Raw genomic sequence first — 12,335 nt, 5'->3', positions numbered from 1 at the left:
GGTGTCGCCCGTGCGGCGGGGCGCCGCTCGCGTTACCCTTGCGGCATGACCACCCTGCACATTCTGACCGCCGACTATGCCAACCCCGACCACGCCCGCGCGCTGGTCAGCCTGCTGGACGCCTACGCCCGCGACCCGGCCGGTGGCGGCACCCCCCTGTCCGAATTTGCCCGCGCCAACCTGGTGCCGGCGCTGGCGGCGCGGCCGCAGGCCTTCAGCGTGCTGGCGCTCGACGGCGCCGATCCGGTGGGCCTGGTGAACTGCCTGGAGGGCTTTTCCACCTTTGCCTGCCGACCGCTGGTCAACGTGCACGACGTGGTGGTGCTTGCCAGCCACCGGGGCCGCCGGGTGGGCGAACAGATGCTGGAGCAGGTGGCGCAGATCGCCCGTGCGCGCGGCGCCTGCAAGCTCACGCTGGAGGTGCTGTCCGGCAACCGGCCGGCCTGGCGACTGTACGAACGGGTGGGTTTTGCCGGCTACGCGCTGGACCCCAGCCTGGGCGAGGCCCGGTTTCTGCAGAAATGGCTCGATTGACGGCTGCCTGCGCCACAATGTCCGCTCACGCCGGTTTGACGGAGTTTTTTATGCGTTTTATGCCCATACCCAGCGTAAAAAGGTCGTTTATTGCTACGTTTAGTATAGCGTTCGCGGCCTGGGTTGCCGGTCCTGCGGCGGCCCAGGGCAGCGGCGCCGGGCGCGCAGAGGTGCCGGTCCCGGCGGCCGTGCGGGCCGTGCCCGTGGCGCAGGGGCTGGAAAACCCCTGGGCACTGGCGTTTTTGCCGGGCGCCGGCATGGTGGTCACCGAGCGGCCGGGCCGCATGCGGCTGATCCGGCCGGACGGAACGCTGGCCGCCCCATTGACCGGGCTGCCGCCGGTGGCCGCCGGCGGGCAGGGTGGGCTGCTCGACGTCGTGGCCGACAGCGCCTTTGCCGACAACCGCACGCTCTACTGGTGTTATGCCGAGCCGGCCGCCGACGGCGGTGCCGGCAACAGCACGGCGCTGGCGCGGGGCCGGCTGTCGGCGGACGGCACCCGGCTGGACGAGGTGCGGGTACTTTTCAGCCAGCGGCCCAAGGTGGCCAGCCGGCTGCATTTCGGCTGCCGGATCGTGGAAAACCGGGTCGACGGCCGCCCCGACGGCACGCTGTTCCTGGCGCTGGGCGAACGGTACTTTCGGGCCGCTGACGCCCAGAAGCTGGACAACCACCACGGCAAGGTGGTCCGCATCACCAAAGACGGCCGGGTGCCGCCGGACAACCCGTTCGTCGGCCGCAGCGGCGCGCTGCCCGAAATCTGGAGCCTGGGCCACCGCAATCCCCAGGGCGCCGCGCTGGGCCCGGACGGGCGGTTGTGGATACACGAACACGGGCCGCAGGGGGGCGACGAAATCAACCGGCCCGAGCCTGGCCGCAATTACGGCTGGCCGGTCATTACCTACGGCGAGCAATACGGCGGCGGCGCGATCGGCGAAGGCCTGACCGAAAAAGCCGGGCTGGAGCAGCCGCTGCACCACTGGACACCGTCCATCGCCCCCTCGGGCATGGCGTTTGTGACCAGTGAGCGCTACGGGCCGGGGTGGAAGGGCAGCCTGCTGGTGGGCGCGCTGAAGCTCCAGTACCTCGCCCGTCTGGAGCTGGACGGCCCCCGGGTGCGGCGTGAGGAGAAGCTGTTGCCCACCCTCGGCGAGCGCGTGCGCGACGTGCGCCAGGGCCCGGACGGCTGGATCTACCTGCTGACCGACAGCCCCCGCGGCCAGCTGCTGCGCCTGGAGCCCGCGCCACGCTAGGATGGCGCGCGGCGGCAAGATCGACGTGCGGGATGCCATTGCCACGTGATCCGGATACTATGGTGTTCATAGCAAACAAAGACTATTTCACGATGGGTATTGGCCTGTTTCATTCGAAATTTCGGTTTTGAGGGGCTTGGGGCAGGGTCCCGCTGCCGTCGCCGCCCCAAACGGTGTGCACCGCACCGCGCTTCAGGTGTTGCCATGGTGCTACCTGTTGGATAACGTGATGCCCGCTACCACTTCGCTCAAGCTGCCTGACGCCTTCAAGGACACCATTGCCCGGGCGATCTTTCCGGCCGACCTGCCGGGCGATTCAGGCACTGAATCTTTGAACGGCGGCTCCAATGACTGATAAAAAAATCCGGAAACGGCCTGAAAATGAACGAAATGTATCGCCGCTGAAGATTTTTCCGCCGTTGCACGCAGACCGCCCATGACCGCCCATTCCCTCGGCTACGCCTGGATACAGGAACAGCTTGGCGCCCCGGACTTCCTGGGGCCGCGCCGGGCGCGTGTGGCCGCGGTGCAAAGTCTGCAGCGCCTGCCCGAGGGGGCTTTGCTGGTGCCGCCCAGGCTGGCGCCGACCCCGCGGTGGCTGGACCAGGCGCTGTTCGCCATCAAGCACGAAGGGGTGCACCTGGGCTACCTGGCCGGTGCCTTGCGGCAGGTGGACGATGCGACCCTGCGCGAGGCGGTGGCGCTGACACCCAATGGCGCCTATCTGCGCAAGCTGGGATTCCTGTGGGAGGCCTTCAACGGCCGGCCCATTGAGGGGCTGGACGACCCCGGCATCCGGGCGGTGTATGTGCCGCTGTTTGACCAAGCGGAATACCTGACCGGTGCGTCGCGGCGGCACCCGCGCTGGCGCATCGACTTCAACGGCCTGGGCGACCTGCCTCTGTGCCCGGTGGTGCGCCGCACACCGGCGCTGCAGGCCGTGCTGGACGCGCAGGTGCTGGGCGAGGCGGCGGCGTTTGCGGCAGCCATTGGCCCGCAGATGCTGGAGCGTGCCTTGTCGTGGGCCTACCTGAGCGAGACCGAAGGGTCGTACGCGATCGAGGGGGAAACGCCCAGCCACGACAAGACGGCGCTGTTTGCGCGCCTGCTGCAGCGTGCGCACGACCGGCGGCCGCTGAGCGAGGACTACCTGGTGGAGCTGCAGAGCGCGACCGTCACCAACCCGTTTGACCAGGCGGTGCAGTTCCGCACCGAACAGAACCGCCTGCAGGGCGACGCCCTGGGCGCGGCGGGCGTGACCTATGTACCGCCGCCCCCCGAGCTGGCCGCCGAGCTGATGGACCACCTGACGCACCTGGCCAACCACCGGCCGGCCGGGCTGGACCCGCTGGCCCACGCGGCGGTGGTGTCGTTTGCGTTCGTGTTCATCCACCCGTTCATGGACGGCAACGGGCGGCTGTCACGCTTTCTGGTGCACCACTGTCTGGGGCAGTCGGGCGCGTTGCCGGCGGGTTTTCTGCTGCCGATTTCGGTCGCCATGAAAAAGCACGAAGACCGCTACCTGCAGGCACTGACGGCGTTCAGCAAGCCGGCACGCGCGCTGTGCGACGTGACCTGGGCGGGCGACGACCACTACCGCTACCAGTGGCGGGCGGATGCGGACATCTGGTTCCGCAGCATGGACCTGACCGAAGGCGTTCAGTTCATGCTGGAGATGGCGCAGGCCGCGCTGGACCTGCACTTGCGGCAGGAGGTGGCGTTTCTGGGCCTGTTCGACGAGGTGGCGCGCCACATCAACGCCCGGCACGACCTGCGCGGCAGCGACCTGGCCACCCTGATCGTGACCGCCTTCCAGAACGGGGGGACACTGTCGAACAACCGGCGCAAGCGCTTTGCCGACCGGGTGCAGCCCGCCGTGCTGGAGGACATCGAAGCGGCCGTGGCCCGCCGTATGCGTGGTGAGCCGCTGGAAGACAAGGCGCAGGACTGAGCGCAGACCCGAGGGAGCAAGCGGATGGCCATCCACAACGAGATCGAGTTCGAGCGCGACATCTGCCACCATCTGGCCGGGTGTCAGCCGCGGCGCGACGGCAGCGTGCTCTCGACAGCGGGCAGGTCCACCATCACCGGGGTGCCGGGGGCGGTGCAACCGCTGTCGCAACAGCGGCCCGGTTGGCGGTTGGCGGTGATGGGGCGGGTGTCGTCGTGGGGCGCGGCGGCGGCGCTGCCGTCGGGGGCCAGGCCGCGCTCCAGCAGGCGCTCGACCAGTTCGACCTTGTTGCCCAGCGGGTAGCGGCGCCAGATCTCTTGTTTCATGGCAGCCGGCGAGCCGCCGCCGTGCAGGCTGATGACGCTGGTCCAGCCGGCCTGGTAGCCGACGGTCAGGTCTTCCAGGAAGCGGGCGGTCTGGATGCGCTGGTCGTAGGGGATGTCCGGGTGGGCGCGCAGCACGTCGGCCAGGCGGACGGCGGTCTCGGGGTTGTGGTCTTCATCCGGGCCGGGCAGGGCCACAATCAGCCCGCCGCTGACGGTGTGGGCGATGCGGTGCATGTCGTAGATTTTGGTGGCCAGCAGCAGTTTGCCGATGTTGGCAAACACCGGGTCGGGCATCCAGATGCCGCTGGCCGGGTCAGGGCGGGCGTACACGCTGGCGGCCACGCCGCAGGCGTAGAAGCCTTCGACGATGGTGATCAGTTCCACCATGGCGTCGCGCAGGCCGCTGTCGCGCCCGGGGTCGAGTCCGTTGGCCTCGGTCATCAGGGCGCCTGCGCCGATCAGCAGGTCACCGAACCCGGCGCGGGCGGCAATACAAGTGTGGCGGTGGTGGGTGGCGTAGTCGTGGGTCAGCTGCGCAGACAGCGCCCATTCGCCGTCGAGGAAGACGTCTTCCTCGGGCACAAAAACCCGGTCGAACAGGCACACGCCGGTACTTTGCCCGTAGCGGCGGCTGAACAGCGGCTGGCCGTGCTCGGGGGTTTCGCCGGGCCGCCCTGCCGGGCGGGCGACGATGGTCAGGCCGGGCGCGTCAATGGGTACGGCGCAGCACACGGCGAAGTCGGCGTCGGCGGCGGTCATGGCCCGGCCGGGCATCACCAGCAGGCCGTGCAGGTAGGGCGCGCCGGTCACGATGGCCTTGGTGCCACTGATGCGGATGCCGCGGCGGCCGTTGTGGATGGCGTGGCGCTCGACGATGCGCAGATGGCTGTCGGGCTGCGCCTGCGCATGGGGCCGGAGGCTGCGGTCGCCTTTGGCGTCGGTCATGGCCACGCCCAGCGTCAGATCCTCGCGCTGCGCCCGGTGCAGGAAGGCCTGGAAACGGTCGCGGTAGCTGCGGGTGCCGGCGGCGTCGTCAAGCCGCGCGCAAGACTGGCCGATGGCGGCGAGCCCGTCGTGCATCAGGTAGCGCTGTGCGCAGCCGGTTTCCTGGCAGAGGCGGCGGACGGCTTCGAGTTTGTTGAGCAGGTCGCCGCTGCTGCGGTCGACATGGGTCATGCGGTTGACGCGCTGGCCGCTGCTGTGTTCCACGGCCGTCATCAGCGGCGCCAGATCGGCGCGGTGGGCGAAGTCGTAGGTCAGGGCGATGGCGTTGATGCCCGGCTGCAGCGCCGCCTCATCGGCCACGCTGTCCACCGCACGGCCGTCGACAAAAACCCGCGGTTTGAAGCGGCGCAGGGACTCGCGGTAGTCGTTGCCGGTCATCAAGGGCGGGCTGCTGGGCGGAGAAGCATTCATGGCGGTACCGGAAAGAAGAGTCGAACCATCGTCGATCGGATGGATTATGTTCAAATGCCCGGCGGGAGAATGCGGCGCTGTTCGCGCATGGTGTGGGGCTGTTGCTGCAGCAGCACACCGGCCGCATCCGCCTGTTTGCCCCGTCGGCGTCGCCCCTGTTTGCGCAGGACCTTGATGCGCTGCTGATCCGCCTGAACGCGGCGCCGGCCGTGGTCGAGCCGCCGCCGCAGGCTGATCTGTTTGGCTGACTTGGTACCGCCGCGTTGCCCCTGCCTGTTTTTTCTTGACCCCTGGAGTTCCCCATGCTGCTTGACCCATCGCAATCCCAACTCGTGCTGGTGGACTACCAGGCCCGCCTGATGCCGGCCATTCACGACGGCGCCGCGGTGGTGGCGCAGGCGCTGCGGCTGGCCCGCATTGCCGCATTGATGCAGGTGCCCGTCTGGGGGACGGAGCAGAATCCCTCGCGCCTGGGCGAGAACGCGCCCGAACTGCGTGCGCTGTGCCGCCAGACGCTGAGCAAGCTGCATTTCGGGGCGGTGGAAGAAGGTCTGGGCGAAATGCTGCGGCCGCCGCGCAAGCCGCCTCAGGGCAATGCCCGCAGCCTGCCGCGCCACCTGCAAAAGAGCCAGGACACCGAGGTGGAGCGAAACCAGATCGTCATCGCCGGCTGCGAGGCGCATGTGTGCCTGTTGCAGACCGCACTGCAGTTGCTGGAAGACGAGTTCGAGGTCTGGGTGGTCTCCGATGCCTGCAGCTCGCGGACCGAACGCAACCGCGACGCCGCGTTCGATCGTCTGGCCGGGGCCGGTGCCGAGCTGGTGACCACGGAAATGGTGGCCTTCGAGTGGCTGCGCAGTGCCGAGCACGCGCAGTTCAAGGCCGTGCAGGCGCTGATCAAGTAAAGATGCGCTTCGGGTAAACCCTGAGCAAATCCGTCAGATTCGTCGGGGTCCTGTCAGGTACCCGACATGTTCCGGTGCACAATAGCGTGTTACCGAAAGCCCTTCCCAGGCACAGTCGCATCCGCCAACCGGTTCAGCCGTGACGCGGAAGGTAGATTAACCAGACACAGTTTCCTTCAGGGAAACGGAGGTCAGCGAAGCATGAGTGAGACGAAGTCCATCTACGCCGCCTATCGCGGCAATACCTATCTCTTCGGGGGCAACGCGCCCTACGTCGAAGAGATGTACGAAAACTACCTGGCCAATCCCGGAAGCGTGCCCGATTCGTGGCGCGAATACTTCGACGCGCTGCAACATGTCCCGGCCGTCGATGGCTCCAATGCCCGTGATGTACCGCACTTGCCGGTCATCAACGCCTTTGCCGACCGCGCCCGCCAGGGTGGCACCAAGGTGGTGCTGGCCAGCGCCGACGCGGAAATGGGCCGCAAGCGCACGGCGGTCCAGCAGCTGATTGCCGCCTACCGCAACGTCGGGTCCCATTGGGCGGACCTCGATCCGCTCAAGCGGACCGAGCGCGACAAGATTCCCGAGCTGGAGCCGTCGTTCTACGGTTTCAGCGATGCCGACCAGGAAGCGGTGTTCGACACCAGCAACACCTTCTTCGGCAAAGACCGCATGAGCCTGCGCGAGCTGCTCAACGCGCTGCGTGAGACGTACTGCGGCACCGTGGGCGCGGAGTACATGTTCATTTCCGACCAGAGCCAGAAGCGCTGGTGGCAGCAGAAACTGGAGAGCATCCGCAGCAAACCCAGCTTCAATGCCGAAAAGAAGAAGCACATTCTTGACCGCCTGACGGCCGCCGAAGGCCTGGAGCGCTTCCTGCACACCAAATACGTCGGCCAGAAGCGCTTCTCGCTCGAAGGCGGCGAAAGCTTCATCGCGGCGATGGACGAGCTGATTCAGCAAGCCGGCGCCAAAGGGGTGCAGGAAATTGTCATCGGCATGGCCCACCGTGGTCGCCTGAACGTGCTGGTCAATACGCTGGGCAAGATGCCGGCCGACCTGTTCGCCGAGTTTGACCACACCGCCCCCGAAGACCTGCCTGCGGGTGATGTGAAGTACCACCAGGGCTTCAGCTCCGATGTGTCCACCCCCGGCGGCCCGGTCCACCTGTCGCTGGCGTTCAACCCGTCGCACCTGGAAATCGTCAACCCGGTGGTGGAGGGTTCGGTGCGCGCCCGCATGGACCGCCGTGGCGACACCCGCGGCAGCCAGGTGCTGCCGGTGCTGGTGCACGGCGACGCCGCCTTTGCAGGCCAGGGCGTCAACCAGGAAACCCTGGCGCTGGCACAGACCCGTGGTTACACCACCGGCGGTACGGTGCACCTGATCATCAACAACCAGATCGGCTTCACGACGTCCGACCCGCGTGACCTGCGCTCCACCCTGTATTGCACGGATATCGTCAAAGGTGTGGAGTCGCCGGTGCTGCACGTCAATGGCGACGACCCGGAAGCGGTTGTGCTGGCAGCTCAGCTGGCACTGGAATACCGCATGGAGTTCCGCAAGGACGTGGTGGTGGACATCATCTGTTTCCGCAAGCTGGGTCACAACGAGCAGGACACGCCGAGCCTGACCCAGCCGCTGATGTACAAGAAGATTGCCCAGCATCCCGGCACGCGCCGCCTGTATGCCGACCGCCTGGCCTCCCAAGGTCTGGGCGAGACGCTGGGTGACGACATGGCCAAGGCATACCGTGCCGCCATGGACGCCGGCAAGCACACGGTCGATCCGGTGCTGACCAACTTCAAGAGCAAGTACGCGGTCGATTGGTCGCCATTCCTGGGCAAGAAATGGACCGACGCGGCCGATACCGCGTTGCCGCTGACCGAATGGAAGCGCCTGGCGGAGCGAATCACCACCATCCCGGCAAACATCACGCCGCACCAGCTGGTGAAAAAGGTCTATGACGATCGCGCCGCCATGGGTCGGGGCGACATCAACGTCGACTGGGGCATGGGCGAGCACATGGCGTTTGCGTCGCTGGTGGCCAGCGGCTACCCGGTGCGCCTGTCGGGCGAAGACTGCGGCCGGGGCACGTTTACCCACCGCCACGCGGTCATTCACGACCAGAACCGTGAAAAGTGGAATGAAGGTACCTACATCGGCTTGCAGCATGCGGCCGACAACCAGGCACCGTTTGTGGTCATCGACTCCATCCTGTCCGAAGAGGCCGTATTGGGCTTCGAATACGGCTACGCCTCGAACGACCCGAACACGCTGGTCATCTGGGAAGCGCAGTTCGGCGACTTCGCCAACGGCGCCCAGGTGGTGATCGACCAGTTCATCGCCTCGGGCGAAGTCAAGTGGGGGCGTGTCAACGGCATCACGCTGATGCTGCCGCACGGCTACGAAGGCCAAGGCCCCGAGCACAGCTCGGCACGGGTGGAGCGCTTCATGCAACTGGCGGCGGATACCAACATGCAGATCGTGCAGCCGACCACGGCCAGCCAGATCTTCCATGTGCTGCGTCGCCAGATGGTGCGCAACCTGCGCAAGCCGCTCATCATCTTCACGCCCAAATCGCTGCTGCGCAACAAGGACGCCACCTCGCCCTTGTCCGAATTCACCAAGGGCGGCTTCCAGACCGTCATTCCCGAGCAAAACGATGAGATCGTGCGCAAAGGTGACAAGGTCAAGCGGGTCATTGCCTGCTCCGGCAAGGTGTATTACGACCTGGTCAAGAAGCGCGAGAGCAAGGGCGCCGACGACGTGGCCATCGTTCGGGTCGAACAGCTGTATCCCTTCCCGCACAAGGCCTTCGCGGCCGAGATGAAACGCTATCCCAATGTTTCCGAAATCGTGTGGTGCCAGGACGAACCGCAGAACCAGGGCGCATGGTTCTTCATCCAGCACAACATTCACGAGAACATGGCCGAAGGCCAGAGGCTCGGTTACGCCGGCCGCGCAGCGTCCGCGTCGCCGGCGGTGGGTTACGCCCACCTGCACCAGGAGCAGCAAAAGGCGCTGATCGAAGCGGCCTTCGGCAAGCTCAAGGGCTTCATCCTCACCAAATAAGCAGGGCTGCAGAGACACAGCACATTGAACTGAAAAGACACAGAAAGAATCCGTATGGCACTCGTAGAAGTCAAAGTACCGCAACTGTCCGAATCGGTGGCCGAAGCTACCCTGTTGCAGTGGAAGAAAAAAGCTGGTGAGGCAGTTGCTGCCGATGAAATCCTGATCGAGATCGAAACCGACAAGGTGGTGCTGGAAGTGCCGGCTCCTGCCGCCGGTGTTCTGGCCGAGCTGGTCGTCGCGGATGGCGGCACCGTGGTCGCCGAGCAGCTGATCGCCCGTATCGACACCGAAGGCAAGGCCGGCGCGGTTGCCGCCGCGCCAGCAGCGGCGCCCGTCGCCGCAGCGGCGGCGCCCGCTGCCGCCGCACCGGCAGCCGTTGGCGGCGCTATGGCCGGTGTGGCCATGCCGGCAGCCGCCAAGCTGATGGCGGACAACAACCTGAGCGCCGGTTCCGTGGCGGGCAGTGGTCGTGACGGCCGGGTCACCAAGGGCGATGTGCTCGCCGCCGTGGCCGGTGGTGCTTCGGCTCCGGCTGCCGCACCCGTCGCAGCGGCGTCGGTGGCCATTCCCACCGGCGTGCCGACCAAGGTGCTGCCGCAGGTGGCGGCACCGGCCGTGGACCTGGGCGACCGCCCGGAGCAGCGTGTGCCCATGACGCGCCTGCGCGCCCGTGTGGCCGAGCGTCTGCTGCAATCCCAGGCGACCAACGCGATCCTGACCACGTTCAACGAAGTGAACATGGCGCCCGTGATGGCCCTGCGCAAGACGCATCAGGAGCGTTTCGAGAAGACCCATGGTGTCAAGCTCGGCTTCATGAGCTTTTTTGTCAAGGCGGCGGTGCACGCGCTGCGCAAGTTCCCGATCCTGAATGCCTCGGTGGATGGCAACGACATCGTCTACCACGGCTATTTCGACATCGGTATCGCGGTGGGTTCGCCGCGCGGCCTGGTGGTGCCGATCCTGCGCAATGCCGACCAGATGAGCTTTGCCGACATCGAAAAGAAGATTGCCGAGTACGGCAAGAAGGCCGCTGACGGCAAGCTGGGCCTCGAAGAGATGACCGGTGGCACCTTCTCCATCTCCAACGGCGGCACGTTCGGCTCCATGCTGTCCACGCCCATCATCAATCCTCCGCAGTCGGCCATTTTGGGCGTCCATGCGACCAAGGACCGCGCCGTGGTCGAAAACGGGCAGGTGGTGGTGCGTCCGATCAACTATCTGGCCATGAGCTACGACCACCGCATCATTGACGGCCGCGAAGCCGTGCTGGGTCTGGTGGCGATGAAAGAAGCGCTGGAAGATCCGTCGCGTCTGCTGTTCGACCTCTGATCGCATCCTGAAGCCGACAGACCCACCCGTGGGGAACCGGCCCCTGTGCCGACCCCCGGTGGGTCTTTCTCCAACCGAATATCCGAATTCACCATGAGCAAACAATTCGACGTCATCGTCATCGGCGGCGGGCCCGGCGGCTATATCGCCGCCATCCGGGCAGCCCAGCTCGGTTTCCAGGTTGCCTGTATCGACGAATGGAAAAACGCGGCCGGTGGGCCCGCGCCCGGTGGCACATGCACCAACGTGGGTTGCATTCCGTCCAAGGCGCTGTTGCAGTCGTCCGAGCATTTCGAGCATGCCAACAAACACTTCGCCGACCACGGCATCTCCGTCAAGGACGTGAAGATGGATGTGGCCAAGATGGTGGCCCGCAAGGACGCCGTCGTGAAGCAGAACAACGACGGCATCCTGTACCTGTTCAAGAAAAACAAGGTCAGTTTCTTCCACGGCCGCGGCTCGTTTGCCAAAGCGGTCGATGGCGGCTACGAGATCGCCGTCGCCGGCACGGCCAGCGAGACGCTGACCGGCAAGCAGATCATTGTTGCCACCGGCTCCAACGCACGCGCCTTGCCGGGTGTGGCGTTCGACGAAGAAAACATCCTGTCCAACGACGGCGCGCTGCGTCTGGGCGCGGTGCCCAGGAAGCTGGGCCTGATCGGTTCCGGCGTGATCGGCCTGGAAATGGGCTCGGTCTGGCGCCGGCTGGGTGCCGAGGTCACCGTGCTGGAAGGCCTGCCGACCTTCCTGGGTGCGGTGGATCAGCAAATTGCCAAAGAGGCCAAGAAGGCGTTCGACAAGCAAGGCCTGAAGATCGAATTGGGCGTGAAAGTCGGCGAAATCAAGACCGGAAAGAAGGGCGTGAGCATTGCTTACGCCGACGCCAAAGGCGAAGCCCAGACCCTGGAGGTCGACAAACTGATCGTGTCGATTGGCCGGGTGCCCAACACCACCGGCCTGAACGCCGAAGCCGTGGGCCTGCAACTGGATGTACGCGGCGCCATCGTGGTCGACGGAGATTGCCGCACCAACCTGCCCGGTGTCTGGGCGGTGGGCGACGTGGTCCGTGGCCCGATGCTGGCGCACAAGGCCGAGGAAGAGGGCGTTGCCGTGGCCGAGCGCATCGCCGGCCAGCACGGGCATGTCAACTTCAACACCATCCCCTGGGTCATCTACACCAGCCCGGAGATCGCCTGGGTGGGCCGCACCGAAGAGCAGCTCAAGGCCGATGGCGTGAAATACAAGGCGGGCACCTTCCCCTTCCTGGCCAACGGGCGCGCCCGAGCGCTAGGCGACACCACGGGCATGGTCAAGTTCCTGGCCGATGCGGCCACCGACGAGATCCTGGGTGTGCACATCGTCGGTCCGATGGCCAGCGAGCTGATCAGCGAAGCGGTGGTGGCGATGGAGTTCCGCGCCAGCAGCGAAGACATCGCCCGCATCTGCCATGCGCACCCCAGCCTGAGCGAAGCGACCAAGGAAGCCGCACTGGCGGTGGACAAGCGCACGCTGAACTTCTGAGCCTGTGAAGCCCGGTGAC

10 protein-coding genes are annotated in these 12,335 nt (G+C 66.2%); 9 read left to right on the top strand and 1 reads right to left on the bottom strand.

Annotated features, from left to right (window positions below):
• Positions 1-45: 45 nt before the first annotated feature.
• From AC2EBU_RS03825 to AC2EBU_RS03810, 4 genes are all read left to right on the top strand, one after another.
• Positions 46-534: a GNAT family N-acetyltransferase gene (locus AC2EBU_RS03825; RefSeq protein ID WP_484609050.1), complete on the top strand. Its 489-nt coding sequence runs from the start codon at positions 46-48 to the stop codon at positions 532-534.
• Positions 535-593: 59 nt separating this feature from the next.
• On the top strand, positions 594-1,787 hold the full coding sequence (locus AC2EBU_RS03820) for a PQQ-dependent sugar dehydrogenase (RefSeq protein WP_484610109.1): 1,194 nt from the start codon (positions 594-596) through the stop codon (positions 1,785-1,787).
• A gap of 229 nt (positions 1,788-2,016) precedes the next feature.
• Positions 2,017-2,142, top strand: a complete 126-nt coding sequence (locus AC2EBU_RS03815) for a hypothetical protein (protein WP_484609049.1) — start codon at positions 2,017-2,019, stop codon at positions 2,140-2,142.
• A gap of 81 nt (positions 2,143-2,223) precedes the next feature.
• A complete protein-coding gene (locus tag AC2EBU_RS03810) occupies positions 2,224-3,738 on the top strand; it encodes a Fic family protein (RefSeq protein ID WP_484609048.1) in 1,515 nt (504 codons plus the stop codon).
• A gap of 83 nt (positions 3,739-3,821) precedes the next feature.
• Here the strand turns inward: AC2EBU_RS03810 and AC2EBU_RS03805 are convergent, their stop codons facing one another.
• Complete coding sequence (locus AC2EBU_RS03805; RefSeq protein ID WP_484609047.1) at positions 3,822-5,480, bottom strand: 4-hydroxyphenylacetate 3-hydroxylase family protein; 1,659 nt, start codon at positions 5,478-5,480, stop codon at positions 3,822-3,824.
• A gap of 101 nt (positions 5,481-5,581) precedes the next feature.
• Here AC2EBU_RS03805 and AC2EBU_RS03800 point away from each other — a divergent pair, with 101 nt between their 5' ends.
• The 5 genes from AC2EBU_RS03800 to lpdA all read left to right on the top strand — a co-directional run bounded on the left by AC2EBU_RS03800 (position 5,582) and on the right by lpdA (position 12,316).
• On the top strand, positions 5,582-5,728 hold the full coding sequence (locus AC2EBU_RS03800; protein WP_484609046.1) for a hypothetical protein: 147 nt from the start codon (positions 5,582-5,584) through the stop codon (positions 5,726-5,728).
• 54 nt (positions 5,729-5,782) lie between these two features.
• A complete protein-coding gene (locus AC2EBU_RS03795; RefSeq protein WP_484609045.1) occupies positions 5,783-6,385 on the top strand; it encodes an isochorismatase family protein in 603 nt (200 codons plus the stop codon).
• A 201-nt stretch (positions 6,386-6,586) separates the two neighbouring features.
• Positions 6,587-9,463 carry a 2-oxoglutarate dehydrogenase E1 component gene (locus AC2EBU_RS03790; protein ID WP_484609044.1) on the top strand — a complete coding sequence of 959 codons (2,877 nt, stop codon included), beginning with the start codon at positions 6,587-6,589 and terminating at the stop codon, positions 9,461-9,463.
• Between the two features lie 54 nt (positions 9,464-9,517).
• Positions 9,518-10,795, top strand: a complete 1,278-nt coding sequence (gene odhB, locus AC2EBU_RS03785) for a 2-oxoglutarate dehydrogenase complex dihydrolipoyllysine-residue succinyltransferase (protein WP_484609043.1) — start codon at positions 9,518-9,520, stop codon at positions 10,793-10,795.
• A gap of 93 nt (positions 10,796-10,888) precedes the next feature.
• Positions 10,889-12,316, top strand: coding sequence for a dihydrolipoyl dehydrogenase (lpdA, locus tag AC2EBU_RS03780; RefSeq protein WP_484609042.1), 1,428 nt, complete (start codon positions 10,889-10,891; stop codon positions 12,314-12,316).
• The last annotated feature ends 19 nt before the right edge of the window (positions 12,317-12,335 follow it).

It is taken from the genome of Curvibacter sp. T50 (assembly GCF_057219955.1).
The sequence above is the reverse complement of the archived record's forward strand: the minus strand, read 5'-3'. Positions and strand labels throughout refer to the sequence as shown.